The sequence below is a fragment of the Bacillus sp. 005/A4HT-01/001 genome, assembly GCF_004634445.1.
In the GTDB taxonomy this organism is placed as follows: domain Bacteria; phylum Bacillota; class Bacilli; order Bacillales; family Bacillaceae; genus Bacillus; species Bacillus altitudinis.
In genome coordinates, this window is the sequence record NZ_SEIZ01000002.1 from 436278 (window position 1) to 461243 (window position 24966).

31 protein-coding genes are annotated in these 24966 nt (G+C 40.3%); 20 read left to right on the forward strand and 11 right to left on the reverse strand.

From position 1 onward, the window contains the following. Positions 1–2: 2 nt before the first annotated feature. Entirely contained in the window at positions 3–1115 is a 1113-nt protein-coding gene (locus ES896_RS07825; protein WP_135226679.1) for a GntR family transcriptional regulator, read from the reverse strand. Between the two features lie 272 nt (positions 1116–1387). Between ES896_RS07825 and ES896_RS07830 the strand changes: the two genes are divergently transcribed. The 4 genes from ES896_RS07830 (at position 1388) to ES896_RS07845 (ending at position 6575) form a co-directional block, all read left to right on the forward strand. Next, a complete protein-coding gene (locus ES896_RS07830) occupies positions 1388–3013 on the forward strand; it encodes a xylulokinase (RefSeq protein ID WP_099496621.1) in 1626 nt (541 codons plus the stop codon). Continuing rightward, on the forward strand, positions 3007–3711 hold the full coding sequence (locus ES896_RS07835) for an L-ribulose-5-phosphate 4-epimerase (RefSeq protein ID WP_135226680.1): 705 nt from the start codon (positions 3007–3009) through the stop codon (positions 3709–3711). Before ES896_RS07830 ends, ES896_RS07835 begins: the two co-directional genes overlap by 7 nt. A gap of 17 nt (positions 3712–3728) precedes the next feature. Next, complete coding sequence (gene araA, locus ES896_RS07840; protein WP_135226681.1) at positions 3729–5150, forward strand: L-arabinose isomerase; 1422 nt, start codon at positions 3729–3731, stop codon at positions 5148–5150. Positions 5151–5234: 84 nt separating this feature from the next. Next, complete coding sequence (locus tag ES896_RS07845) at positions 5235–6575, forward strand: sugar porter family MFS transporter (protein WP_007501378.1); 1341 nt, start codon at positions 5235–5237, stop codon at positions 6573–6575. A 36-nt stretch (positions 6576–6611) separates the two neighbouring features. On the opposite strand, the gene ES896_RS07850 is transcribed toward ES896_RS07845, so the two are convergent. Next, a complete protein-coding gene (locus ES896_RS07850) occupies positions 6612–6824 on the reverse strand; it encodes a hypothetical protein (RefSeq protein WP_017367657.1) in 213 nt (70 codons plus the stop codon). Between the two features lie 36 nt (positions 6825–6860). Next, positions 6861–7178, reverse strand: a complete 318-nt coding sequence (locus ES896_RS07855) for a hypothetical protein (RefSeq protein ID WP_025207665.1) — start codon at positions 7176–7178, stop codon at positions 6861–6863. A gap of 183 nt (positions 7179–7361) precedes the next feature. On the opposite strand from ES896_RS07855, the gene ES896_RS07860 reads away from it, so the two are divergent. Then, complete coding sequence (locus tag ES896_RS07860; RefSeq protein ID WP_017358055.1) at positions 7362–7655, forward strand: CotD family spore coat protein; 294 nt, start codon at positions 7362–7364, stop codon at positions 7653–7655. 52 nt (positions 7656–7707) lie between these two features. Here ES896_RS07860 and ES896_RS07865 read toward each other — a convergent pair whose 3' ends face one another. From ES896_RS07865 to ES896_RS07885, 5 genes are all read right to left on the reverse strand, one after another. Continuing rightward, positions 7708–8376 (reverse strand): ABC transporter ATP-binding protein, encoded by a 669-nt coding sequence (locus ES896_RS07865; protein WP_017367655.1) that lies wholly within the window; start codon positions 8374–8376, stop codon positions 7708–7710. Then, complete coding sequence (locus ES896_RS07870) at positions 8369–8914, reverse strand: hypothetical protein (protein WP_017367654.1); 546 nt, start codon at positions 8912–8914, stop codon at positions 8369–8371. Before ES896_RS07870 ends, ES896_RS07865 begins: the two co-directional genes overlap by 8 nt. Before the next feature lie 21 nt (positions 8915–8935). After that, entirely contained in the window at positions 8936–9475 is a 540-nt protein-coding gene (locus tag ES896_RS07875; protein ID WP_234922824.1) for a stage II sporulation protein M, read from the reverse strand. Further along, positions 9438–10976, reverse strand: a complete 1539-nt coding sequence (locus tag ES896_RS07880) for a hypothetical protein (protein ID WP_234922825.1) — start codon at positions 10974–10976, stop codon at positions 9438–9440. Before ES896_RS07880 ends, ES896_RS07875 begins: the two co-directional genes overlap by 38 nt. Before the next feature lie 299 nt (positions 10977–11275). Next, positions 11276–11602 (reverse strand): uberolysin/carnocyclin family circular bacteriocin, encoded by a 327-nt coding sequence (locus ES896_RS07885; protein ID WP_017358050.1) that lies wholly within the window; start codon positions 11600–11602, stop codon positions 11276–11278. A gap of 288 nt (positions 11603–11890) precedes the next feature. On the opposite strand from ES896_RS07885, the gene ES896_RS07890 reads away from it, so the two are divergent. The 3 genes from ES896_RS07890 (at position 11891) to ES896_RS07900 (ending at position 14550) form a co-directional block, all read left to right on the forward strand. Next, positions 11891–12493, forward strand: coding sequence for a GNAT family N-acetyltransferase (locus ES896_RS07890; RefSeq protein ID WP_412093603.1), 603 nt, complete (start codon positions 11891–11893; stop codon positions 12491–12493). Further along, complete coding sequence (locus ES896_RS07895; protein ID WP_019743199.1) at positions 12447–13001, forward strand: hypothetical protein; 555 nt, start codon at positions 12447–12449, stop codon at positions 12999–13001. Before ES896_RS07890 ends, ES896_RS07895 begins: the two co-directional genes overlap by 47 nt. 154 nt (positions 13002–13155) lie before the next feature. Beyond that, positions 13156–14550 (forward strand): polysaccharide deacetylase family protein, encoded by a 1395-nt coding sequence (locus ES896_RS07900; RefSeq protein ID WP_135226683.1) that lies wholly within the window; start codon positions 13156–13158, stop codon positions 14548–14550. A 109-nt stretch (positions 14551–14659) separates the two neighbouring features. On the opposite strand, the gene ES896_RS07905 is transcribed toward ES896_RS07900, so the two are convergent. Then, positions 14660–15166: a restriction endonuclease gene (locus ES896_RS07905; protein WP_048003091.1), complete on the reverse strand. Its 507-nt coding sequence runs from the start codon at positions 15164–15166 to the stop codon at positions 14660–14662. A 345-nt stretch (positions 15167–15511) separates the two neighbouring features. On the opposite strand from ES896_RS07905, the gene ES896_RS07910 reads away from it, so the two are divergent. Together ES896_RS07910 and ES896_RS07915 are read left to right on the forward strand one after the other, a co-directional pair. Further along, entirely contained in the window at positions 15512–15922 is a 411-nt protein-coding gene (locus ES896_RS07910; RefSeq protein WP_048003092.1) for an Imm1 family immunity protein, read from the forward strand. A gap of 45 nt (positions 15923–15967) precedes the next feature. Further along, a complete protein-coding gene (locus tag ES896_RS07915) occupies positions 15968–16249 on the forward strand; it encodes a DUF3986 family protein (RefSeq protein WP_048003093.1) in 282 nt (93 codons plus the stop codon). Positions 16250–16399: 150 nt separating this feature from the next. On the opposite strand, the gene sigK is transcribed toward ES896_RS07915, so the two are convergent. Continuing rightward, positions 16400–17128, reverse strand: a complete 729-nt coding sequence (sigK, locus tag ES896_RS07920; protein WP_058014952.1) for an RNA polymerase sporulation sigma factor SigK — start codon at positions 17126–17128, stop codon at positions 16400–16402. 231 nt (positions 17129–17359) lie between these two features. Between sigK and ES896_RS07925 the strand changes: the two genes are divergently transcribed. The 4 genes from ES896_RS07925 to ES896_RS20100 all read left to right on the forward strand — a co-directional run bounded on the left by ES896_RS07925 (position 17360) and on the right by ES896_RS20100 (position 20416). Continuing rightward, positions 17360–18481: a response regulator aspartate phosphatase gene (locus ES896_RS07925; protein ID WP_135226684.1), complete on the forward strand. Its 1122-nt coding sequence runs from the start codon at positions 17360–17362 to the stop codon at positions 18479–18481. A gap of 166 nt (positions 18482–18647) precedes the next feature. Continuing rightward, on the forward strand, positions 18648–19388 hold the full coding sequence (locus tag ES896_RS07930; RefSeq protein ID WP_135226685.1) for a polysaccharide deacetylase family protein: 741 nt from the start codon (positions 18648–18650) through the stop codon (positions 19386–19388). Positions 19389–19459: 71 nt separating this feature from the next. Beyond that, the gene (locus ES896_RS07935) at positions 19460–20188 is read left to right on the forward strand and encodes an SGNH/GDSL hydrolase family protein (RefSeq protein WP_224558465.1); all 729 of its coding nucleotides are present in this window, start codon (positions 19460–19462) and stop codon (positions 20186–20188) included. A 78-nt stretch (positions 20189–20266) separates the two neighbouring features. Next, positions 20267–20416 (forward strand): hypothetical protein, encoded by a 150-nt coding sequence (locus ES896_RS20100; RefSeq protein ID WP_003217499.1) that lies wholly within the window; start codon positions 20267–20269, stop codon positions 20414–20416. Positions 20417–20552: 136 nt separating this feature from the next. Here ES896_RS20100 and ES896_RS07940 read toward each other — a convergent pair whose 3' ends face one another. Beyond that, positions 20553–20693 carry a sporulation histidine kinase inhibitor Sda gene (locus tag ES896_RS07940; RefSeq protein WP_003217327.1) on the reverse strand — a complete coding sequence of 47 codons (141 nt, stop codon included), beginning with the start codon at positions 20691–20693 and terminating at the stop codon, positions 20553–20555. A gap of 362 nt (positions 20694–21055) precedes the next feature. Between ES896_RS07940 and ES896_RS07945 the strand changes: the two genes are divergently transcribed. From ES896_RS07945 to yqeK, 6 genes are read left to right on the forward strand one after another with little or no spacing between them, the layout of a single operon-like run. Beyond that, complete coding sequence (locus tag ES896_RS07945) at positions 21056–21577, forward strand: YqeG family HAD IIIA-type phosphatase (RefSeq protein WP_008356191.1); 522 nt, start codon at positions 21056–21058, stop codon at positions 21575–21577. Between the two features lie 2 nt (positions 21578–21579). Then, positions 21580–22680, forward strand: coding sequence for a ribosome biogenesis GTPase YqeH (yqeH, locus tag ES896_RS07950; protein ID WP_007501357.1), 1101 nt, complete (start codon positions 21580–21582; stop codon positions 22678–22680). Positions 22681–22701: 21 nt separating this feature from the next. Beyond that, positions 22702–23544, forward strand: coding sequence for a shikimate dehydrogenase (gene aroE, locus ES896_RS07955; RefSeq protein WP_025207652.1), 843 nt, complete (start codon positions 22702–22704; stop codon positions 23542–23544). After that, complete coding sequence (yhbY, locus tag ES896_RS07960; RefSeq protein WP_008342507.1) at positions 23538–23828, forward strand: ribosome assembly RNA-binding protein YhbY; 291 nt, start codon at positions 23538–23540, stop codon at positions 23826–23828. Before aroE ends, yhbY begins: the two co-directional genes overlap by 7 nt. Positions 23829–23841: 13 nt before the next feature. Next, positions 23842–24411 (forward strand): nicotinate-nucleotide adenylyltransferase, encoded by a 570-nt coding sequence (locus tag ES896_RS07965; protein WP_025207651.1) that lies wholly within the window; start codon positions 23842–23844, stop codon positions 24409–24411. Further along, positions 24401–24964 (forward strand): bis(5'-nucleosyl)-tetraphosphatase (symmetrical) YqeK, encoded by a 564-nt coding sequence (gene yqeK, locus ES896_RS07970; RefSeq protein WP_035702721.1) that lies wholly within the window; start codon positions 24401–24403, stop codon positions 24962–24964. Before ES896_RS07965 ends, yqeK begins: the two co-directional genes overlap by 11 nt. Positions 24965–24966: the final 2 nt, after the last annotated feature.

A 24966-nucleotide genomic window follows, 5' to 3' on the forward strand; every position in this document is an offset into this window, starting at 1 on the left:
TCCTATGAAGAGGGCTCATTTTTTCTTGTGTTCAGCTCTTTAATCGTTTCACCAGGAACGAGTTCAGGCTCATAAAATGTTTGATCAGGCAGGTTCTTTTTCCCTTGTACTTTTTTAATCATCCAGTCTGCCGCATCTCGTCCCATTTGCTCTTGAGGGTGTGTCAGCGTTGTCAGTTTCACATGGGCATTTTTTTGGGCAATATACGAGTTATCCTGTCCAATAATGGAAAGATCATCTGGAATAGATAAACCTATTTCACTACATACATTTGCTACTTCTAATCCTACCTCATCGTTATAGCAAACAAGGGCTGTCAGCTCATGCTGGTGCGCTTGTAAAAAGGTTTTGATATGATCCCCTAAATACTGCTTCGATTCTGTATCGAAAAAAAGAACATGCTCTGGTAGGAAATTGAGCTTCGCTTCACCGAGTGCCTGAATATAGCCTTTCATTCGATATTTTCCTTGTAAATCATCTGTTTTTGAAATCAGTCCAATGTGCTGATGCCCAGAGGTGATCAGCTCCTTTGTCGCTAAATAGCTGGACTTTACATCATCCAAACAAAGGAGGGGGACCTCTAACTGCTCATAGTAGGCATTGATCATAATAAGCGGGACATCCTGTTCTTTAAAGGATAGGTAGTACGAAATGTTTGGATTATATAAGTTGCTTTTTGTCGGTTCGACAATTAATCCGTCCACACCAAAGGACAGCATCATTTCAAGAGCTTTTTTCTCCTGGTCCACATCGTTATTTGTACTCGCCAGTAACAAAGAATAGTTCTCTTCATTTAATCGGCTTTCGATGCCCCGAATGATCGACGGGAAAATGTAATCGGATATGTATGTGGTGATGACGCCAATCGTTTTCATATGAGCATGTCCAGCAGGTTTTGTTTGATATTGATTGGTGACAAATGTGCCTGAGCCTTTTTCGCTTCGTAAAAAACCTTCACTCGATAATTCCAAGATGGCTTTTCGCACCGTATGTCTGCTTACTTGATACATCTCTTGTAAGCTTGATTCGGTTGGAATACGCTCCCCGATCCGGTAATCCCCTGTCAGTATTTTGCTTTTTATATCATCTATAATGATCTGGTACTTCTTTTTCATCGTTTCACTTCTTTCACAGTTGATCCTCTACTCGGGTTGAGAAGAACTTGTATGGACATATTTTAACATGGTTGCTTAATCAAAAACAGGCGCTTACAGTGTCTATCGTCTGTTCCTTAGAGAATATGAAAGTTTTTGTCTAATTATGTATGCACAACTATATTTATTATTGACATATGTACGTACAAATATTATATTGTTTTTGTGCACAGGTAAAGATGAATCAAATGAAAAAGATATTTGAAACCGCTATCATCTTGGAGGTGAACAAAATGAATCGTGAAAAGACGGCCAAAGCCATTAGAGAAGGACGGACATCTTTGGGCATTGAATTTGGTTCCACACGAATTAAAGCGATTTTAATAGATGAAGAGTTTCAGCCAATTGCGCAAGGTGCATTTGAATGGGAAAGTTCTCTTCAAGAAGGAATATGGACGTACAATTTAATTGAGATCATTACAGGTCTTCAAGTGGCGTACCGTCAGATGAAAGAACAGGCAGCACAATTGTATGGGGTGACGATTCAAACCATTGGCTCCATCGGGATATCTGCGATGATGCATGGCTATGTCGCCTGTCATCATACAGGAGAAGTCCTCGTCCCGTTTCGAACGTGGCGGAATGGAACAACGACCGAGGCGAGTCAAAAGCTAACAGATGTATTCCAATTTCATATTCCAGAAAGATGGAGCATCGCTCACTTATATCAAGCGATATTAGGAGAGGAAAAACATCTGTCCCGGTTAGAGTATGTGACCACTTTGTCAGGCTACATTCACTGGCTGTTAACAGGGAAGCAGGCCATCGGAATTGGCGATGCGTCGGGAATGTTCCCCATTGATGAAAAAACGAAGGATTACAACGAAGTGATGCTTCATCAATTTGAAGCATTGATTGCAGAAAAAGGCTATCCGTGGAAGCTTCGTCATCTTTTGCCGCGCATCTATTTAGCAGGCGAAGAAGCTGGTGTGTTAACAGCAGCTGGAGCAGCGATTTTAGACCAAGGTAAACAGTTGCAGCCAGGTATCCCTTTTTGCCCGCCAGAGGGTGATGCAGGAACAGGAATGGTTGCAACAAACAGTGTGGAAAAGAGGACAGGGAATATTTCAGTTGGGACATCTGTGTTTGCCATGATTGTGTTAGAGCATCATCTAAAAGGTGTGTACCCAGAGGTGGACCTTGTCACGACACCAGATGGCCTGCCAGTCGCGATGGTTCATGCCAACAATTGTACAAGTGACCTCAACGCTTGGATGAATCTATTCAGAGAAGCGTTTGAAGCAATGGGTCAGCCAGTTGAAACAGAAAGATTGTACGAAACCCTATTAAATCAAGCTTTAGAAGCAGATCATGATGGGGGCGGGCTTTTAAGCTATGGCTATTATTCTGGTGAAAATATTACGAGACTAAAAGAAGGAAGACCTCTTTTTGTTAGATCTCCTCAAAGCCGGTTTACCCTTGCTAATTTCATTCGGACGCATCTCTTCTCTGCATTTGGCGCAATGAAAATTGGGATGGATCGTTTAAAAGCACATGAACAAGTCAAGATTGATCGCTTACTAGGACATGGCGGTTTATTTAAAACACCAATAGTTGGGCAAAAAATGGTCGCTGCTGCACTTGGGACACCTGTATCCGTCGTATCAACGGCGGGAGAAGGCGGTGCGTTTGGGATGGCGGTCCTTGCTTCGTATATGCTCAATCACCAGCAGCAAACACTGAGCCATTTTCTCAGGCATCAAGTGTTTGCCCATACATTAGAAGAGCTTATTGATCCTGATCCACTGGATGTTAAAGGTTTTGAGGAATTTATAAAGCGCTATCAAGAAGGACTCCCGATAGAAAAAGCGGCAGTAGAACATTTGACGCCACAGAAAGGAGCGGCACCTGTATGTTAGAGCGGTTAAAAGAAGAAGTGTTTCAAGCGAATCTAGATCTACCAAAGTACGGACTTGTGAAATTTACATGGGGCAATGTCAGTGCGTGCGATCGTGACAGTGGACTGTTTGTCATTAAGCCAAGCGGCATAGCGTATGACAAATTATCAGCAAAAGACATGGTCGTGGTCGATTTTGACGGTCAAGTGGTCGAGGGGGAATTCAATCCTTCTTCCGATACTGCCACACATGCTGTTCTTTACAAACACTTTGAGGAAATTGGCGGCATTTCACATAGCCATTCAATGTGGGCAACGGTATGGGCGCAAGCTGGACTTGATTTACCAGCAATGGGCACCACACATGCCGATACATTTTACGGACCTGTTCCGTGCGCTCGATTTCTCACAGAAGAAGAGGTGAATCGCGGGTATGAGGTGGAAACAGGACACCTGATCATTGAAACGTTTGAGAAAAGACAGATAGATATCATGGCGGTTCCTGGTATTTTGCTACAAGGTCATGGGCCCTTTACGTGGGGAAAAGATGCAAAAAGTGCGGTAATGAACAGTGTCATTTTAGATGAAGTAGCGAAAATGAACCTGTTTGCAAAGCAATTGAACGAATATGCGGAGCCTCTTCCGCAGGTGATTTTAGATAAACATTATTTAAGAAAGCATGGAACACATGCGTATTACGGACAAAAACCTTCAAGATAAAGAAAAGAGGGATTTCTATGTTAACAAGTCAGAAGAAAGAATGTTGGTTTGTCGTCGGTTCACAGCACTTATATGGGGACGAGGCACTGAAGCAAGTGAAGGCAGATGCGCAAAAGATAACAGATGCCTTAAATGAGAGCGGTTTGCTGCCTTATCCAATTATCCTGCAGGAACTGGCGGTTAGTGCGGATCAAATCACACAGCTGATGAAAGAGGTCAACTATCGTGATGAGGTCATCGGTGTGATGACTTGGATGCATACGTTTTCTCCAGCAAAAATGTGGATACGTGGTACGTCTCTTTTGCAAAAGCCTCTTTTGCATCTCGTCACGCAATACTATGAAAACATTCCGTGGGACACGATTGATATGGACTATATGAATCTCCATCAATCGGCACATGGAGACAGAGAGTACGGCTATATCAATGCACGTTTAAATAAGCAAAACCAAATCGTTGCAGGTCATTGGTCAAAGCAGGAGGTGAAGCAGCAAATCGCTGATTGGATGGACGTTGCGGCTGCTTATCATGAGAGCTTCCAGATCAAAGTGGCCCGGTTTGGTGACAATATGCGCCACGTTGCGGTGACAGAAGGGGATAAAATTGAAGCGCAGATCCAGCTGGGCTGGACCGTTGATTACTTTGGAATTGGCGACCTTGTTAATTATGTAAATGCCGTGGAGGAAGCAGAAGTTGATGCTCTATTTGCTGAGTACTTAACGTTATATGACGTGGATTATGGGAGCTATTCGGCAGAAGAATGGGAACAAAGTGTAAAAGTGCAAGCAAGATATGAAATTGCCATCAAACGTTTCTTAGATGAAGGTGGCTACAATGCCTTTACGACAAACTTTGAAGATCTACATGGCATGAAGCAGCTTCCGGGTTTAGCTGTTCAGCGCCTCATGGCAAAGGGGTATGGCTTTGCCGGTGAAGGCGATTGGAAAACCGCCGCACTGGATCGTTTATTAAAGGTGATGAGTCATCATCAATCGACTGGTTTTATGGAAGATTACACATATGAAATGACCTCTGGTCAGGAAGCAGTGCTCCAATCTCATATGCTAGAAGTAGATCCAGTGCTTGCACATACAAAACCTGTCATTGTCGTGTCTCCGTTAGGCATTGGAAACCGGGAAGACCCAGCACGTCTTGTGTTTGATGGAAAAGCAGGCGAGGGCGTTGTTGTCTCCATTGCTGATTTTGGAACACATTTCAAATGGCTGATTCAAGAAGTGGAAGCCTTTGAGCCGCAGGAAGCAGCACCACATTTACCGGTGGCACGAGTCCTCTGGAAAATCAAACCGAACTTTCAAGATGGCGTCAAAGCATGGATTAAGCACGGCGGAGGTCATCATACAGTCGTATCTCTCAATTTAACGGTTGATCAAATTGTTCATTTTGCAAAGCTTGTGAATGCAGAATATGTGGTTTTATAAAGAAGGGTGAAATGCATTCTACTGTGAACGGTAGAATGGCAGGGAGAAATGAAAGCGGTTTATTAAGTGAGGGGGGTCATCCACTTGGAGAAAAAAGTATCAAGTAAATTTATCTTCTTTTTCGGGTCCTTTGCAGGCATCTTATTTGGATATGATATTGGTATTATCGCAGGGGCGGAAGGGCACATTCAGGAAGAATTTCAGCTCAGCCCGTTATGGCTTGGCATCGTCGTCTCTTCACTAATGGGCGGGGCAATCATTGGTTCCATTTTAAGCGGTCTAATGGGGGATAAGTTTGGCCGCAGAAAGCTCATTTTGGTGTCATCAATTATCTTTTTTGTCGGTGCGCTTGGCTCAGCCATTGCACCAGAAGAAATCTCATTAACCATTGCCCGGATTTTCTTAGGAACAGCTGTAGGGACAGCCTCATCGCTCGTGCCTGCTTACATGTCTGAAATCGCTCCGGCCAAAATTCGCGGGAAATTGTCCGGCCTGAATCAGCTGATGATTGTGAGTGGATTATTGCTTAGCTATATCGTCGCATTTGTGTTTGAACCAATTCCAGACAGCTGGCGCTGGATGCTGGGAAGTGCTGCTTTATTTGCGATCGTGCTTTATATTGGCATGCTGAAACTTCCTGAATCTCCTAGATATTTAATTAAACACGGAATGGCTCATAAGGCACGTGAAGTATTAGGATCACTTCGTTCATCTCGTGAAGAGATTGAAGCAGAAATGCAAGAAATTTTAGAAGTGGCAAAAGAAGAACGCTCAGGCATTCGTGAATTATTTCAAAAGAAATTCCGAATGGCTCTCTTTATTGGGGTCGGAATGGCGACACTCCAGCAAATACAGGGGGCGAACTCCATTGTGTATTATGCAACGAGTATCGCAAGAAATGTAGGTCTTGCTCCGCAAGTTGCCGCAGGTTTTACCGTCATTGTTGGTGTCATATTTGTTGTGACGACCGTGATCTTTTTACAATTCGTCGACCGGTTCGACCGCCGAACGATTCTCACAGTTGGGGGAACGGGGATGGCCCTGTCTTTCTTTGCACCAGCGGCATTAGGTGCGCTCGGAGTGAGTGAAGGCATATTAAACTGGGTCACATTGATTTCACTTTGTTGCTTTATTTTGTGCTATGCCTTCTCATGGGCACCGATCACATGGATTATCATTGGTGAAATTTTCCCACTTTCTGTCAGGGGTATTGGAGCGGGCATTTCCTCTGCTTTTAACTGGACGGGATCATTAGCAGTTGGCCTTGTGTTCCCAATCTTGGCTGACCAATTCAGCTTTGGCGTCATTTTCTCCTCATTTGGGGTCATCTGCTTAATTGGCCTGTTGTTCACCCGCTTTGTATTAGTCGAAACAAAAGGAAGAAGCTTAGAACAAATCGAAACCGATATGGCTGCACGAGTCTAAAAGAAACCATCTATCCTGTGTGGATAGATGGCTTTTTTAATCAAGTATTTGTTTCAGTTCATCTGGCAGTAAATCCATTAATTGATCAGGTGAGGATACGTCCAGCACTTCAAGAAGCGCATAATATTTCGCATAAATTTCACTCAGCTGATCAGGATGATTTGCTTCATATCGATTCAAATGCAATTGCGTCAGTTCAAGTGCAATGTCCAGTTTGTTTCGTTCGATGGTTTGTGTTGTGTTGATCAAATCGTTCACCTCTTATTTTAAAGTTATTGAAAAATGTTACGGTGCAGTTCCGCAGCTTACCTTATATTCATGGTCTTCTACCTTTTTTGAATAACAGACGGAAGGCGTCATTCCCGTCTCACTTTTCCAAGCCTGCCAATACACATCATACAGCTGACCATATTGAGGGTCTACATCGTCCTTTTTTTGCAAAATAGCAAAATAGCTTTGGTAAGGGTAGCCTTCTTGATAAATGGCATGCCGTATCGCTCCTCTTTCAGTCGCATTTGTAAAAACCATAGGCGACAGCAAGGGAAGGGTGATCATCACGACAAGCAGAATGAAAAATGAAAAAAGCTTATGTCTTGTTTTCATCAATGAATGTCCTTTCCTTCACAAGAGATCATTTGTATAATATGTTAAAATTGTCCTATTGTAAAGGGTGAGACTACTAGATCACCAGCGGATTTTATCAAAAATAGACAAGCATCTAATCACTAATCGTGCCTCTGACATACGATAGAGTGTAAGTGAAAGACAACTTGAAGGGGTGTTGAGATGAGCCGGAATCGATTAGACAATTTTTTCTTTGGGCCTCGCAGAGGGAATCATGGAGAAGTTGAAACGGTTGTATCCCCTACACGTCAAATTGTCAACACGACAACAAATGTACAAACGATCAGAAAAATTCATCCAACTCATATCACAAACGTCAATAAAAACATCAAAAGAATTGAAAACTACTACCCTGTGACGCAATCTACTCGAAATGAGTATATTGTGGAAGAATATGACTGTGGCAGTGATATCAAGAATCCTTGCTGCCGCCCGGTCAAACGCTGTAAGTGGTAGTCTAATGGTAAAAAGAAGTGAGGCATCCTGTGATGGGATGCCTTTTGTATGTTCAACGCTCTATTTCATTTAGTTGTCCGTGATCAAGCTCGAAAAAACGATTTCCTAATTCTGAATAAAGGTAGCGCTGATGGCTTGTAAATAAAACACATTGATCAGAGAATTCTTCTTTTAATAAAGAAATAGACTGCATTTGAGATGCCTCATCAAGAGATGTAAAAGGTTCATCAAGAATGATTAGCTCTGGTGATCTGGCCGCCATACAATTAAAGAAAAGCTTATATCTCATGCCTAGTGAATATTGTTTGACAGGCATCTTAAGTGCATGAGTTAAATCAAATGCATCACAAAGCGAGAGAAAGGTCTTTTTGTATACCTCTTTTTCTGACTGATTCATTTTCCATAGCGACTGTATAAGAGTCATATGCTCGATACCAGTCAGCGCATCATAAACCAAAGGCTTATCTGGAATGTACGCGACCAACCCTTTAAAAAGAGCTGACCCAGGATGATGCTGTTCATTGAGTAAAACCGTTTCGGATACTGAAGGAAGCAGACCTGCGATGATCTTTAAAAGTGTCGATTTACCGCTGCCGTTTTTCCCGATAATACAAGCACGATCACCTTCTTTCAGATGAAAGGATACTTGATCAAGGAGGGGAGAGCTTTCTTCAGTTGTTTCATAACGAAAAGATAGCTGAGACACTTGCAAACTAGCCATTGATAAATCCTCCAATAACAAAAACAGTGGTCACCAGCATATACAAGATGACGGTCGCAAGGGCGGCTTTTTTTGATCCTTTAGCATAATAAATGATCCCATCATATAGGATGCGTAAAAGGTACAAGTTGATCAAAAAAGAAACCGTTTGGATGAAGATAAAATAATGATCTAAATCGAGTACCATCACACAATAGATTGCTGCGCTATTCACTAATAGAAGAAACGCATTATAAAGCAAGATGACAAAATACATTTTGCGCAAAATAAACGTTTTATGAAAAAAGTACATATAAATAGAAGTCACGACAGTACCGAGAAAATTCAATATGAAATAAAGTGGGATTGTCAGTAAAAAGATAAACACAATGCTGGCTAATTGTTTTCCCGCAGATAATGGTTCCTCTACTAACAAATCAATAATGAAAAATGTTAAAAAAACAGTTGAAACAAATAAAGATAGTAAGACTAAACCTATAACGGTTTTGGTCGATTGATGTTGGTTGAAAAATTGTTTAGGGCGTAGAAGTAGCTCCATAGAACCACATTCTCCTTTCTTCTAAGATAGATGTACATGGCTGACATATTCCTCTAAAAGAGAGGCAATCAACAAGAGCACTATAGCGACAAAGATTAACTGAATCACAGTCCGAGTCAGCTTTCTTACATCAATGGCCTTACCTTTCATAAACCGGTAAAGATAAATGAATGGAAAAGCACTGACGATTGAAAAGAGGATCAAACCAAGCACCTCAACAAAAGCATGTGGCATGAGGCCAGTGAATAACTGCTTCACTTCATGCTGAGCTATCAAAAACTGAATGAGTTTTCCAATGATATAGCCATTATAAAAAAGAATGCCAGCAGACATAATGCCGCCAGTAAAAGCCCCGATACCTAGCATGGCAAGTCCAACCTGTAAATTGTTTGAAAAAATAGAGAGAAAAAACATGTCTTCATCCTTTTTTAAATAAGGAATCTGATCATAAGGAAGGAGACTTCCAATGAGCAAAGCTACAATAAATACACCGGCGTAAAGATAGCCGAGGCGTAGAATCAATCTATTCTCCGATAGAAAATATCTTATTTTTTTCAACATACTCAATTCCTTTATAAATGGTCTTGCGGCATAATATCCAGCAAATCACTGAAACGATCACAAAATATATAGCAAACAGCACGTTTACGAGCCCTGAGGATTGCTGCAATATAGGGAGAAAAGAGGTCAAAATCAAATAGTACATGAAAGGCAGCACAAGAAAGTTTCTGGCAAATGCCTGACCTTTATCGATGATCTCTAGTTCCTCATTTGTTGTCCCTATTTCATGCTCATGAATAAAATTGAATTTCGTTGTGAATGGAAACAAGTACAGTTGGATTAAAGGAAAAATGAAAAAGCCAATCCCTAATGCCACCAGTTGAATGAGCATCTGAACATGAAACAGTTGATACACAGTCATGATAGATAGATTAATGAATAGTAAAAAGAGCGCTGGTATGGAAAATAAACAATAAAATAACTGGATTTTTGATAAGAAAAATTGCAAAAGTGATATTTGAGAAAGCTCGTAAAGCCAAATGTTCTTTTTTTCAGCACTTAAAGCAAAAATAGAAGGTGTCAGCATTCTCATCTCATAAGATTGATTCGCTAGTATCATAATATTGAGTGTGAATAGCAGCTGAATTTGCAAGGCTTGATGATCGATGATCGAGATCAATCCGGTAAAAACACCAATATAAAAGAAGGCTTCATATGACATGAACATATAATTAAAAAATTCTTTAGATAAGAGCCACCTTTTTTCTTTCAGCAGCTTGATGTCTTTTTGGATCAACACATTTTGTCTAAACAACAAACCCTGAATTTTATGCAGTACTTGAAAGTACCAATAAAATAAATCCCGAAAATGCTTTGAGCTTTGGTCTTGATCTTTTTCCGTTGGAATCCATCGAACAGGACTTCTCATGACAAGCGCACTACCTATTATCACAACAATCAATGTAATAGGTGAATTAAAAAGGGCTTGAAATTGTAGAAAAACAGAGCCATCTGAAAATAAAGCATGATGCATTTGCTGAAGATCATGTTGATATAAAGAGATCAGCTTGTTTGAAAGAGTGATCCAAAACGAATCCTCTGCAAGCGATGAGATCGATTGAAATAGTTGCTGGAAGGTGTGATAAAAAGGGAAAATGACGTTTAATATGAGAACCCTTCCGAAAAAGAAAAAAAGCAAAGCGATGCTTGCAAAAAAGAGGACACGAATGGCCCCGATTTTTTTTACGACGATGTTATAAATATAAGCACCGAATATCTTATTGCTGATGATAAATAGGAAGATACTTGTCAGCATCACATTGACATGTTTTAACCAGAATGCCAGATCGTGTGTTTGAACAATATCATATTGAAACAAAAAATAGATCAAATAAGTGCTCAAACTCGTAAACACAAGCCAAATCAATTCTGAAAACAGAAGCGTTTGAAAAAGTTGTCTAGAGGAAACAGGTGCTAGCTGTATCAATTCTTTAAAAGGAAGAAGATGAGTTCTTCTATAAGATTCAATTCCTTTGACGATAGAAAATAAAAATAAAAACATCACAAAAGCACTTTCCCATTCTATTTGATAGACGGGGGAGTAAAGAAATGAAGAAATCACGAATACAATCATGCATCCGAATATGATATCAAGAATACAAGAAAAAAATATGTACTGTTTTGAAGAAAACGACTTGAGAAATGGAATTTTTCGTATAACGTACTGAGCGATATTAGAATACTGCTGCTCCAGTCTAATGGATAGAAGTAGTGATAATAAAGGATATAACATCTTCTCACCTGCACAAAAATTTAAATAGAAGGAGAACAGAGTCTCCTTCTATTGAGTCGTTAAATAAATTACCAAGCGATAACGGCTTTACGGCCTTTTTTCTTAATTTCGTTTTTAAGGTATTGACGAATTGTCTCTTTACCAGCCGCAGCAATAAGAGAAAGACCGCCTGAACCTACAGCAGTTAAAATGGAGACAATTGTAGTGACAGCTCCACCCGCTTCAACCACATTAAGAACCACAGCGGCAACACTGCCTGGAATACCAAATTCTTTTGCTAGATCAGCAACTGGCAGTACTTGTAGCGAGAAGGAAAAAAGAGCTAGCATAAGGAATCCTACTGCTAAAGCACCAAAAAGAACATGTAGTTTGATTTCATTTCTTGTTTCTGTCATATCAAATTCCTCCCTTTTTTGTCTTTTTATTACTATTCTATCTTATGATATGTTTTTGTTCATATCAATCCTTTTTTTTCTTTTTTTTTATGAATTAGTTATAGGTTAATATAAAATAAGTGAAAAGATAAGTGAGAAAAGAATCGTTTTGGATAGGAAATATCAAGTGAACATGATCAAAATGACCTTGTTTTCACAAAAACGAAAGAGAGCCTAAAAGTCTATAAGAAATGTGCTATATGTAAATGAACCAATATTCTTTGATCAAAAGCGCCTTTCAAGATAAAATTGGAAGTATCAATTCATTCTGATGGAGGCGATTTTCTGAATATTCGATTGTTAACACCAGAAGATGCTCAAGAATATGCGAACTTGAGATTAGAAGCACTCCGATTAAATCCAGAGAGTTTTGCTATGAGTTACGAGGAAGAGAAGCTAGATACGAAGAATAAATATAAGGCTCGTTTTGCCTCTACACAATCTATGTGGACATTCGGTGCCTTTCATCAAGGTCAGCTGGTCGGCTCGGTTACACTCATACAAGAAACCTTGCAGAAATTAAAGCACCGTGCCAATGTGGTAGCGATGTATGTCACGGCTAATGGACGCGGAAAAGGAATGGGGAAGGCACTTCTGACAAAAGTACTTTCTTTTGCACGCGAAAAAAAAGACATCGAACAACTATATTTAACAGTGGTCACAACAAACGACCCAGCCAAACATCTTTACAAGTCTGTTGGATTTAAGTCGTATGCGGTAGAAGAAAAAGCACTAAAAATAAATGGTGCATATGTAGATGAGGAAAAAATGGTGCTATGTTTATCATCGTTTGGAGGGGATATAAATGAGCCAGCCAGTCATGCGCATCACATTGGCAGCCGGACCAAATAGTGAGCTGGAATCCTTTGCGCTTCGTGCAGCACTTGAAAACTTTGGCGCAAAAGTCGATATGCATTGGATAGGCAGACCGAATGACCTGATTGATGTATTATCCGGGAGGAATAGAGGCAAGACGGATTTCATTCTTTTATCCTTTCACGGAGAAGAAGGAGCGTTTCTCATGCCGGAGTTAGGAGAAGATGTATACGAAGAGGGTGAGCCGAGAGGTGCTGCTTTTAGTGCGGATGACATAAAGCGGTATGCTTCGTTAAATGGAGTCCACATTATATGTACAGGCTGTACACTAGGTGAAAAAAAGGTGGCAGAAGCTTTTTTAGAAACAGGGGCGATCTCCTATACAGCGCCCGATGACTACATTGATGGAAATGCGTCATTTATTTTTGTTCTCACCATGCTGTATGAGCTGGTGAACAACTCAAAAACAGTCAGAGCAGCTTTTGACCAGGCTCGCTCTATTGATGAAGAAACAAAGTTATTCCAACTGTATATGCAAAAATAAGGGCTAAGCGATCAAGCCCTTTTTATATGTCTCTCGTAAAATATGTCGAAAATGTGACAAGTGTGTTTTTTGCAAACTAAAAAGGGGCTGCGAAAAGTCTATCCTACAAACACACGTCATCCAGACAGGACGGCATCACGAGAGGAGAATCATTGTGTCAACGAAAGGGAAGATCAGCCTCGTCCTATGTGGACTTGCAATCGTCATCGGTATCGCTGCGTTTTATCATAACCAGCAGGCAAGCGGGACAGAGAGGAAAAAAGTAGAACAAGATGCGAGCTACAAACAAGTTGAAATTGTCACACTTGTGAATGACGGGAAATTCATGAGATATGCTGTCAACTATCCGCTGTTTCATCAAGAAAAACTAGATCAGGAGATCAAAAGATTTGCAGAGACCGCGTTAGAAAAGTTTAAAACATCGTTTAGTCAAGCGAGTGATGTCAATGAAGAGAAACGATACGAGTTAAACATCGATTATGAGATCATTCATTATGCCAAGCAAACCGTCGCAATCAGATTCAATACATATGAAGTGAAGGGCGGAAAGCAAGGCGTCAATCAAACGAAGGTGATGAACTTTGATTTCAAGAAACAGACATTTTTATCAATCAACGATATCTTTCTATCAAAGAAGGATAATTTTCAAAAATTATCTCATATGACTTTTGAGGAATTAAAAAAAGATCGAACGCTAGCTGAAAATCAGCCGCTGCTCAAACGGGGAACGTCTCCTGAGGCGAAGAACTATCAGTATTTTGCCATCAAAGATCGTTTTATTGAATTCTACTTTCCAAGAGGACAAATCGCTCCAAATCATCAAGGCCCTCAAGTGTTAGCGATTAAGAAAACACTGCTGAAAGGAATATTAAAACCTGAATATATTAAGAAAGAATTGAACAAAAACGAGAAAAAAGAACCGATTCCAACAAGAAAGATTGTGAAATTGCCAAAACCATCCACATTTCATCCAAATCAAAAAGCCATTGCACTCACATTTGATGATGGGCCCAATCCATCAACGACCTCAAAAATTTTAACAGCATTAAAAGAGAACAAAGGACATGCTACATTTTTTGTATTAGGCAGCAGGGTTCAGTATTATCCCGATATGTTAAGTGAAATCAGAAAGGGTGGAAATGAAATTGGAAACCACTCCTATAACCACCCTTTGCTCACAAGACTTCCCTTAAAACAAGCGGTCAAACAAGTAGAAGACACGCAACAAATCATTGAAAAAGCGAGCGGGTTCACACCGACTCATTTTAGACCGCCATATGGCGGGACAAACGGGCAAATCAACGAAGCTCTTCACATGAAAGTGACCCTTTGGGATGTGGATCCTGAAGACTGGAAATATCGAAACAGCCAATACGTCGCGGACTACATTCTAGCCCATGCATCTAGCGGTGAAACGGTCTTAATGCACGACATCTATGACACCTCAGCAAACGCAGCCGTCACGATTATCAAAGAACTCACCAAACAAGGATATCAATTATTGACGGTGTCTGAGCTTGAGCAGTGGAAGGAAGAACAGAAAAAATAATTTATTGATAATTAATTGAGAAAACAATTTCGGAACATAGAAATTGTTTTCTGTTTAAGAAGTAATTAGATCCATTATATATGCCTCTTAGAGTTAATCTAGTTAATATTCAATAGGTAATAATTATTTTTTCGTTTGATTCTTTTGACTTTAAAATTAAGTTAACAAGATCATCTCTATCAAATAATTTAACATCTGTTTTTTCAGCTAATTCGATTGCTGGAGATGTAAAATAATTATTAGTAACTACCCATGATGATTCAGATGAATAATAAAACCTTGCTGAAGTGATTTCTTGTACAGATTTCACCCCCACTTTTTTTTTATACCTTTTAGCTTGAACTACAATACTCAAACCAGATTTTTTCAAGATTAGATCAGCACCGTAGTCACCAGAAGCTTTAGTTAATTTTACTTTATAACCTAGGTTCCTAAATAGAACGCTTAAATAGATTTCAAATTCTCTTCCTGTCATAGCATCTATTTGATCGATTCCTGATTTGCTTAATTTTTCAAATTCATTTTTTTCTTTGGTCCTTTCAATGAGGGTCAATATAATAATAATTATTATGGAAATAAGGCTAACAAAAAATATAAATAAGAAAAAATCGTACATGTCATTCCCCTTTGTTCAGAATAAAAATATTGTTTAATATTGATAATGTATCTTTAATTTTATAATCGGTCTGAAAGTAAAGAATTAAAGTTTTTTCATAGGAGTTTAAGATTTTTATAGTTGGTTAAATGAAAACTTTAAACTTATTTAATTTATTTATAAAGAGTTGAAACATAATAAGGAGAATTTAGATTAATGGAGTTTAGTAATTGAATATGAATGGTCTATTAAAAAATATTGAATTTAAGAAGCATTCTTTCAGAATAAATCATCATTTACTTATCCATTTTACACATTTGAAGGAAAGAGAACGAGAAATCAATAGTTGTCGAAGGAGAGAATGGAATGTTTTTGTATTATGGACCAACCGGTGCTCCAGTGGAAAATCCGGGAGAAGAATGGATGAAAGAAATCTTCTTCCATAAGGATGAAGACTATTGGAAACAAGGGAATGGAGAATCTTCTATTGAAGTGGATGAAGATTGGGAAACGGAAAGTCTTGTTTTCTTTTATCATGAACCTTATGGCTTTTTTCTTATGAGATATCCAGGTTTTTTGGTTCCTTTTAAAAAAGAAGAGAAGATAGAAACAATCAAGCATGTCGTTGCAGGCGCACCATTGTATGTACCTTCATGCAGCTACGTCGATCGACATCAAGCCTATGAAATCGTTCAACATTTTCTAAAAACAAAATCGATACCTGATAGTGTTGAATGGGTGGAGTTGAGGACGATTGATTTTCAGCAAAATCTATAAATTTTTTACGAGGGAACCAGATAGACACGTGTTAAGGGGGATGAAATGCATAGTTTAGACGATACGATGCACCTACATGTTGGCTATTATGAACAGGGTGTTGATATTGAAGGGATGTTTTTTAAGAGTTTAGACACAGGAAAATGGCTATTATTTTTTGATCATACATGGTATGGGATCACGCTTTTAAAGCATTATGAAAAATATGAAGATTTAGGGCTGTTGATTGGGGAGTATTCCATTGAAGATGACAAAATTGAAGATGAAGGAAATCAGTTGTTTGAGCGTTTTTTAAAAGAAAACGGGATATTGAAGTCAATGGAGTGAACAGATATTTCTTAGCCTTTAGAGTATTTTTAAATCTAATAAGGGTCAGTCTTATATAAGAAACAAAGAATGGTCAAAATAAAAAACAGACCTAATGTGGTCTGTTTTTTTATCAACCCAAAATGAATGGATTTTTTTATATCTTTCAAATCACTTCCCCTTCTCCCGCTTCCGTTTCTCCTTCTCCGCCCGGTAAAACTCATGAAACATCTTCATCAGCGCGCGTTTCTCTATCCGTGACACATAGCTCCGCGATATCCCGAGCTCCTTGGCTATTTCTCGCTGCGTTTTCTCTTTCTTTAAGTCCAAACCGAATCGGCCGACGATCACTTCTTTTTCTCGGCCGTCGAGAATGTCGATATATTCTTTTACTTTTTCAAGCTCCATGTTGAGCTGAATGGTATCAATCACGTCTTCATTTTCTGATTTTAAGACGTCAATTAATGAAATTTCGTTGCCTTCTTTATCTTGACCGATGGGGTCATGCAGAGAGACGTCCTTTTTTGTTTTTTTGAGTGCGCGTAAGTGCATGAGAATTTCATTTTCAATACACCGCGCCGCATAAGTTGCCAGCTTTGTTCCTTTTCCAGAGGAATAGCTTTCGATGGCTTTAATGAGTCCGATCGTCCCGATGGAGATGAGGTCTTCAGCGTCTTCCCCGGTATTTTCAAATTTCTTGACAATATGGGCGACGAGCCGAAGGTTATGTTCAATCAGCATGTTTCTTGCGTGTTCATCGCCCTCTGCCATGAGGGCTAAGTATTTTTTCTCATCATCTCCCGAAAGGGGTTGTGGAAAGGCATTGTTTTTGACATAGGACACTAAAAACACCAATTCTTTGACCATCAATCCCATCGCTGTAAATACTCCTGCCACGATTTTCACCTCCACCATGTTTAGGCCGCTGCCTATATCCTCAAATGTATGTGAAGGAAGGATTGTCTGTGTCTGTACGATGAAAAAATCATCTTATTTGAAAGAAACGTGCTTCTGTGCGTATGTTTTTGCTGCACCTCTCATATGTTTGCGGTTTCTTTGCGGTGCTTGGCGGTCTAGAAGCGTGCTAAAATATGTAATATTAGACCGAAAAGGAAGGGGTTTTTTCGGAACATGGGGAAGGTTCTTTCTTCACATGTCGGTATGAAAATTAATGAATGGTATCGAATGATACGGCAGTTCAGTGTTCCAGATGCGGAAATCTTGAAAGCGGAAGTAGAAGCGGAAATTGAACGTATGGAAGAGGACCAGCATTTACTGATTTATTATCAGCTCATGTGTTTTCGGCACCAAATTATGCTCGACTATATACACCCTTCAAAATATCAACCTTTCTCAGTATCTAACCTTGTCGATAAAATCGAAAATTCCAATCATGAGTTATCTGATATGCTGCATTATTACCATGCATTTTTTCGTGGCATGCATGAGTTTAGTCAAAAAGAATATTTGGAGGCCGTCAAATATTATCGCATGGCAGAAAAACAGCTATCTATGGTATTTGATGATATTGAGCAGGCCGAGTTTCATTTTAAAGTAGCAGAAGCCTACTATATAATGAAACAAACGCATGTCTCCATGCACCATATTTTAAAAGCGCTTGAAATATACGATCAGCATGATGCATATTCCATTCGCATTATTCAGTGCCTCTTTGTCATCTCGGGAAATTATCAAGATTTAAAACGTAAAGATCGAGCACTGCCTCACTTGAAAAAGGCGAAACAACTCGCATCCGAAATTGACCACTCGCGCATTTATAGCTCAGCACTCTATAATTTAGGGAAATGTTACGGGGAGTTAGGTTATCGAGAAGAAGCAGAACGATATTTAACCGAATCGGCAGACCTCGCCAAAAAAGAGCTGCTTCCCACGCTGCCTCATACACTTTATACACTGGCCAAGCTGCTTTTTAGACAAAATGAGCAGACTGAAGCAAGGCGCATATTAGAGGATGGGAAATTGGCCGCAAAGAAGCATGAAGACCAGCTGTTCTGTCATATGTTTGAGTATCTGGATGCTTTATATGTTCAGGAAATCAATGAAGAACAACTGCAAAAAACCATTGATTATTTGGAAAAACTTAGCCTATACTCTTATATAGAGGATATCTCACTAGAAATTGCGACAGCCTTAGAAACCTCTCAACAATACCAGAAGTCCAACCAGTATTATCAAAAATTGTTATGGGCTCAAAATCAAATCCAAGAAGGAGAGTGTCTGTATGAATTCTAAGCAACGTTCGACAGTTGAAGAGAGAAACCAAACGTGAGACAAAAAGCGGGCCTGATGGGCCGGCTTTTTTTATGTGAAAAAGAAGCGTAGACGATCACGAAACTTGAATGAATTCATCAGAAAGCGGGCAATTTAATGTGTAATGATGTTCTGTGGAGGCGGTCTGATGAAAGGGTTGCATATCTTGTTATGTATATTGGTAATATGCGCTTTTGTTCCTGGTAACATAGAGGCGCATACATTAAAAAGAATCGACCTAGAAAAAACGGGACGAGCCTTTTGGGACATGAGAGAGGAACGGAAAAAGATTGCGTTAACCTTTGACGATGGGCCTCATCCGGTATACACAAATCAAATACTAGATGTACTGAGAGAGCATGAAGTGAATGCCAGCTTTTTTGTCATCGGAAGCCGTATTCATGCATATCCCCTCCTCGCAGAGCGGATTGTGAGCGAAGGAAATGAGCTTGGCAATCACACGATGAACCATACGTATTTTGACCTTTTGTCATCGAAAGAAATCAAGCAAGAATTAAAAGAATCAGCGGCTCATATCGCTTCTCTCCAGCCGGGCGGACCCTTATTATTTCGTCCCCCGGGCGGGCGCTTGACGATGAAGTCATTCCGCATTCTTTCTAAGCAAGGATACGATGTCGTGATGTGGTCCTTTACGCAAGATCCGAAGGACTGGTCAAGGCCAGGTGCACACAAAATTGCCAGCCGTATTATTGAGAATATTCAGGGCGGTGATATCATCCTTTTACATGATGGCGGAGGAAATCGTAAGCAGACAGTAGAAGCGCTGAAACAAGTCGTACCTGAACTAAAGAAAAGGGGCTATGAGTTTGTGAAAGTGAGCGAACTGCTGCACCATGACAGAGATTATCTGCCGGTTCAATTACATTAAGAAACAGTCATTCATTGAAACCAAAAGTCTTGTCGTTTACTATATGAAGAGGGCTTTTGGAGGTGAATGTTGTGAAGAAATTTGTTTTCCTTTTCATCCTGATATGTGTTGCGGCTGGGTGCTCGAAGCAGGCACAGGAAAGTGTGATTGCATTTGGTGACAGTAACACAAGAGGATCGAACTGGGATTTTCGAGATTATCCCACATCTGAAAAATGGGTGAATCTCATGAAAAACGTCGAGCGCGGCCAAATCAAGGTACACAATGCCGGGATTGGCGGGCAGACAACAGAAGATGCGAAGCTGCGCTTTGAGCAGGATATTTTAAAACAAAAACCAACTTACGTCCTCATCATGTTCGGTACAAATGATGCGGCGATTCTAGACGGGAAACATCCCCGTGTAACCAAAAAACGATTTAAAGAAAACTTATCCTACTTCATTTCTGAAAGTAGGAAAGAGGGAATTACCCCGATCCTCATGACGTGCGTGCCTGTGGTGGAAGGAGGCAAAAAGGGCTTGTATTATTATTCTAGATATAAGTCATCTTATTTTGCTGAGAGAGGCGGGGCGAGAGCTTGGCAAAACTCATACAATGACATCACAAGACAAGTAGCTGAAAAACAGCAGGTGCCGCTTGTCGACAATTGGAAAGCGTTCATCCGAGAAGCGGGTGAAGATAGTGACAACGCCTTGATTCAGTCTGGCCTCATTGACCCTTCTGGCAATCATATGACACCAAAAGGGGCAAGAATCATTTATAACGAAATCAAAGAGCGTGATGTCATTAAACATTTTTAAATGCAGGCCATCTGCCTAAACAAGACGATCCATCCAGCATAGTCTAACAGTATATCTTCTTAGAAGGAGGTAACTGATATGTGGGGATGTCCTTATCCTTACCCTGCGTGTTCGCCTTATCCAGCTCAAGGAGCAGGAATCGGTTACGCTTTTCTTGTTGTGTTCCTTGTCGTCATTTTGGTCGTAGGTGGAGGGTTATGGTTTTGGAATGAACAGCCTTGCAAATAAGACACCTCTTCTTTGATCAGAAGGGGTGTTTTTTACGGAAAATAGTAGTAAGCCTATAGCGCAAGTGATATAATATCAGTCACCTGAGTTTAAAAAAGGAGAGTGCTCGGGAGGCATGGTTCCTGGATATATGGAATTAAGAGGAAACAGAGAGCATATGCCCGAGCGAACGTCTTTTCATTTCTGTCTCAATTAATTCAATGAAGTCGCGATTTAAGTTCATTTCATTTGCTTTATAATACGATTCTATAAGTAAATCATCTGACAGCTTTTTCATACTAGAAACCCATATGATGGGAAAAACACCTCCCCTGAAAAAGTTGGCATAAAACTTGAGGAAAAGACATATCATCATAGGTTGATCGAATGTCTTTGAAGTACCTTTAATCTACCATGAATGGGAAACAAGAACAATCGTTCTGTTATCCACATGGTTAAGTGGATAACTTGTGGGTAGAGTGTTTATAATTGAATGAAAGCGTGATGAAATATAGGTGGATAATGTGTGTAAAATTATCCACACCTGTTGAAGGTCCTCATCATATGTCGAAAACTTTTTCATTGTATTCGATAGACAGACAAATTGTGATTTGATTCGACACAATCGCTGAAAAACCAATGGAAGAAAGGGTGCAAATTGTGCTAAAGAAGTATTTCTTACCGGATGAATTTGTGAAAAGTATTTTCCACATTTCGCCGCAAAAACTAAAAGAACGAAATGTAAAAGGAATTATTACGGATTTAGATAACACACTAGTAGAATGGGATCGTCCAAGTGCGACCCCGCGTTTAATTGAATGGTTTCAAGAGATGAAAGATCACGGGATACAGGTGACGATTGTATCGAACAATAATGAAAAAAGGGTCAAGCTTTTTTCTGAGCCGGTTCATATCCCGTTTATTTATAAAGCGAGAAAACCGATGGGAAGAGCCTTTAATAAGGCCGTCGCTGATATGCAATTGAAGAAAGAAGATGTGGTTGTCATTGGCGATCAGCTTATGACAGATGTGCTTGGCGGAAACAGGCATGGCTTCCATACCATTTTGGTTGTACCTGTTGCGGCATCGGACGGATTTTTCACGAAGTTTAACAGGCAGATTGAACGCAGAATTTTAGGAGCCTTAAAGCGTAAGGGCCACATTCAGTGGGAGGAAGAGTAATAATGGAAAAGGTTGTTTGTATTGGCTGCGGTGTAGCCATTCAGACGGAAGATAAAGATCAATTAGGATATGCGCCGGCAGCATCTCTATTGAAAGAAGATGTGATCTGTCAGCGCTGTTTTAGGTTAAAGAACTACAATGAAATTCAGGATGTATCTTTAACAGAAGACGACTTTTTAAATATTTTACACAGCATTGGCGAGACTGATTCTCTGATCGTCAAGGTCGTTGATATTTTTGACTTTAACGGAAGCTGGATTAATGGACTGAGCCGTATTGTTGGTGGTAATCCCATTTTACTGGTTGGCAACAAGGTAGATATTTTACCGAAATCCGTGAAAAAAGACCGTCTTGTTCAATGGATGAAGCGGGAAGCAAAAGAAAATGGGCTCAATCCGATCGATGTGTTTTTAATCAGTGCGAGCAGAGGACAAGGTGTGCCTGAGGTCATGGAGGCCATTGATCATTACCGTGAGGGCAGAAATGTCTATGTTGTCGGCTGTACAAATGTTGGGAAATCAACATTTATTAACCGCATTATCAAAGAGGTGTCTGGAGAAGAGAATGTGATCACCACATCCCAATACCCAGGGACAACACTTGATGCGATTGAAATCCCGCTTGATGACGGGTCTGCTTTATTCGATACACCGGGGATCATCAACCGCCATCAAATGGCGCACTATGTCGGCAAAAATGACTTAAAGATTTTAACGCCGAAAAAAGAATTGAAACCGAGAACGTTCCAGTTAAATGAAGCTCAAACGCTTTACTTTGGCGGACTGGCTCGATTTGATTATGTAAAAGGCGGCAGAACATCCTTTGTCTGCTATATGCCAAATGAACTCAACATTCATAGGACGAAGATGGAGAATGCAGATGACTTATATGAAAAGCATGCAGGTGAACTGCTTTCACCGCCATCAAAAGAGGGAATGGAAGATTTCCCGCCGCTCGTTCCGCACACTTTCACCATCGATCAGCCAAAAATGGACATTGTCTTTTCAGGATTAGGCTGGGTGACTGCAAATGATGCTGGGAAACAAATCAAAGTGTATGCGCCAAAAGGCGTGCACGTGTTTATGAGACGTTCGTTAATTTAAATGTTCAGAGGGGGAGAGACCTTGAAACCTTTATACGGAGTAATCGGTAACCCTGTTGGCCACTCAATGTCTCCGGATATTCATAATGCAGCATTAAAGGATGCTGGAATTGATGGACATTATCATGGCTTTCAAGTAGAAAATGATGACCTGAAAGATGCGATTAGCGGCATGAAAGCGTTAGGAATCAGCGGCATTAACGTCACTGTTCCGCACAAGGTAGAAATCATGAAGTACCTCGACAAAATTGATGTGACAGCTGAACGCCTTGGTGCCGTCAATACGGTGCGGCTCGAAGGAGATCAGCTCGTTGGGTACAATACAGATGGAGAAGGCTTTCTTCATTCATTGCTTGAAGCGTTGGATCAGCCGTTATCAGAGCTGTCATTTCTCCTGCTTGGTGCTGGTGGAGCAGCAAGAGCGATTTACACGACAATTGCTGAGTATGCACCGAAACACTTTGATATCGCCAACCGCACCATTGAAAAAGCTGAAGCTTTAATTGAAAGTGCCGATGGGAAAATCACATCTCGTGCCATTGCATTAAATACAGCAGAAGAGCGGCTTGGGGAATATGATGTCATCATCCATACGACCTCAATTGGTATGTATCCGAATGTTGAAGAAACCCCAATTTCTTTAGCGAACGCAAAAAAAACAGCGGTCGTTTGTGATATTGTGTATAATCCAATAGAAACAAAGCTGCTAAGCGAAGCAGCTGGGTTAGGTTTGAAAACGGTCGATGGCGTCGGCATGTTTGTTGGTCAGGCGGTAAGAGCCTTTGAACTGTGGACGGGCATTACACCTGACGCCCGAAAAATGAAGTCAATTGTCATAGAGAAATTAGGAGGAACACCATGTTAAAAGGTAAGCAAAAACGTTTTTTACGTGCGCAAGCACATCATTTATCACCTATTTTTCAAGTTGGAAAAGGCGGGGTAAATGACAATATGGTCAAGCAAATTTCCGAGGCGCTTGAAGCAAGAGAACTTTTGAAAGTCAGCGTATTGCAAAACTGCGACGAGGACAAAACAGAGGTTGCAAAAGCACTTGTAAAAGGTGCAAAAGCTGAACTCGTTCAAACGATCGGAAATGTGATTGTCCTTTATAAGGAATCAAAGGAAAATAAACAAATTAAGCTGCCGTAAAGGTGGATATGATATGAAAAAAATAGGGTTGTTCGGCGGTACGTTTGATCCCCCGCATAATGGGCATTTGCTGATGGCAAGTGAGGTGCGTTTACAAGTAGGGCTTGATGAAATTTGGTTTATCCCAAATCACAAGCCCCCTCATAAAACGGGCCGAAAACGAGCAGAGAGTCATCACCGCGTAAAAATGGTGGAAAAAGCGATTCAGTCAAATCCTCATTTTCGAGTTGAGCTTATTGAAATGGAGCGGGAGGGCCCATCTTATACAGTAGATACAGTTGAGCTGTTGAAGAAGCGCCATCCTGAAGATGAGTTCTTTTTTATGATTGGAGCGGACATGGTCGAGTATTTGCCGAAATGGCACAGAATCGATGATTTGCTTCAGATGATCACCTTTATTGGGATGAAAAGACCAGGTTATGAAGGAAGTACGGCGTATCCTCTTTTGTTTGCAGATGTTCCGGCTTTTGATGTATCATCGACATTGATTAGGCAGCGAATGAAGCAGGGGAAACCTGTTGATTATTTGATTCCGAAAGCTGTTGAGTGTTATATAAAGGAGCATCATTTATATGAATCGTGAAGAAGCGTTAAACTGTGTCAAACAGCAGTTAACAGAGCATAGATATACACATACAATTGGGGTCATGGAGACGGCCATTTCATTAGCTGAACGTTTTGGTGCAGATGTGAAAAAAGCAGAGGTTGCGGCTATTTTCCACGATTATGCCAAATTTAGACCGAAAGAAGAAATGAAGGGCATCATCCAGCAAGAACAGATGAACCCTCTATTGCTTAAATATTCACCTGAGCTTTGGCATGCCCCAGTTGGTGCCTATTTGGTCAAAAAAGAAGTTGGAATTGACGACCGAGATATTTTAACAGCCATTGAATTCCATACATCCGGCAGACCGAACATGACATTGCTTGAAAAAGTTATTTATGTCGCCGACTATATAGAGCCAGGACGCCATTTTCCTGGTGTAGAGGAAGTAAGAGAGTTAGCAGAGCAGGATTTGGATCTTGCCTTGATTCAATCTTTAAAAAACACCGTCAGCTTTTTAATGAAAAAGAATCAGCCAGTTTTCCCAGATACACTTGCTACTTATAACTCACTTGTGCAAAAGAACAACTAAGG

Excerpts from the sequence above, each read along its gene's own strand:
- ES896_RS07825 (WP_135226679.1), bottom strand. The coding sequence starts at position 1,115 with ATGAAAAAGAAGTACCAGATCATTATAGATGATATAAAAAGCAAAATA.
- ES896_RS07830 (WP_099496621.1), top strand. The coding sequence starts at position 1,388 with ATGAATCGTGAAAAGACGGCCAAAGCCATTAGAGAAGGACGGACATCT.
- ES896_RS07835 (WP_135226680.1), top strand. The coding sequence starts at position 3,007 with ATGTTAGAGCGGTTAAAAGAAGAAGTGTTTCAAGCGAATCTAGATCTA.
- araA (WP_135226681.1), top strand. The coding sequence starts at position 3,729 with ATGTTAACAAGTCAGAAGAAAGAATGTTGGTTTGTCGTCGGTTCACAG.
- ES896_RS07855 (WP_025207665.1), bottom strand. The coding sequence starts at position 7,178 with ATGAAAACAAGACATAAGCTTTTTTCATTTTTCATTCTGCTTGTCGTG.
- ES896_RS07860 (WP_017358055.1), top strand. The coding sequence starts at position 7,362 with ATGAGCCGGAATCGATTAGACAATTTTTTCTTTGGGCCTCGCAGAGGG.
- ES896_RS07865 (WP_017367655.1), bottom strand. The coding sequence starts at position 8,376 with ATGGCTAGTTTGCAAGTGTCTCAGCTATCTTTTCGTTATGAAACAACT.
- ES896_RS07870 (WP_017367654.1), bottom strand. The coding sequence starts at position 8,914 with ATGGAGCTACTTCTACGCCCTAAACAATTTTTCAACCAACATCAATCG.
- ES896_RS07875 (WP_234922824.1), bottom strand. The coding sequence starts at position 9,475 with ATGTTGAAAAAAATAAGATATTTTCTATCGGAGAATAGATTGATTCTA.
- ES896_RS07880 (WP_234922825.1), bottom strand. The coding sequence starts at position 10,976 with ATGTTTTTATTTTTATTTTCTATCGTCAAAGGAATTGAATCTTATAGA.
- ES896_RS07885 (WP_017358050.1), bottom strand. The coding sequence starts at position 11,602 with ATGACAGAAACAAGAAATGAAATCAAACTACATGTTCTTTTTGGTGCT.
- ES896_RS07895 (WP_019743199.1), top strand. The coding sequence starts at position 12,447 with ATGAGCCAGCCAGTCATGCGCATCACATTGGCAGCCGGACCAAATAGT.
- ES896_RS07905 (WP_048003091.1), bottom strand. The coding sequence starts at position 15,166 with ATGTACGATTTTTTCTTATTTATATTTTTTGTTAGCCTTATTTCCATA.
- ES896_RS07910 (WP_048003092.1), top strand. The coding sequence starts at position 15,512 with ATGTTTTTGTATTATGGACCAACCGGTGCTCCAGTGGAAAATCCGGGA.
- ES896_RS07915 (WP_048003093.1), top strand. The coding sequence starts at position 15,968 with ATGCATAGTTTAGACGATACGATGCACCTACATGTTGGCTATTATGAA.
- ES896_RS07925 (WP_135226684.1), top strand. The coding sequence starts at position 17,360 with ATGGGGAAGGTTCTTTCTTCACATGTCGGTATGAAAATTAATGAATGG.
- ES896_RS07930 (WP_135226685.1), top strand. The coding sequence starts at position 18,648 with ATGAAAGGGTTGCATATCTTGTTATGTATATTGGTAATATGCGCTTTT.
- ES896_RS20100 (WP_003217499.1), top strand. The coding sequence starts at position 20,267 with ATGTGGGGATGTCCTTATCCTTACCCTGCGTGTTCGCCTTATCCAGCT.
- ES896_RS07940 (WP_003217327.1), bottom strand. The coding sequence starts at position 20,693 with ATGAAAAAGCTGTCAGATGATTTACTTATAGAATCGTATTATAAAGCA.
- yqeH (WP_007501357.1), top strand. The coding sequence starts at position 21,580 with ATGGAAAAGGTTGTTTGTATTGGCTGCGGTGTAGCCATTCAGACGGAA.
- yhbY (WP_008342507.1), top strand. The coding sequence starts at position 23,538 with ATGTTAAAAGGTAAGCAAAAACGTTTTTTACGTGCGCAAGCACATCAT.
- ES896_RS07965 (WP_025207651.1), top strand. The coding sequence starts at position 23,842 with ATGAAAAAAATAGGGTTGTTCGGCGGTACGTTTGATCCCCCGCATAAT.
- yqeK (WP_035702721.1), top strand. The coding sequence starts at position 24,401 with ATGAATCGTGAAGAAGCGTTAAACTGTGTCAAACAGCAGTTAACAGAG.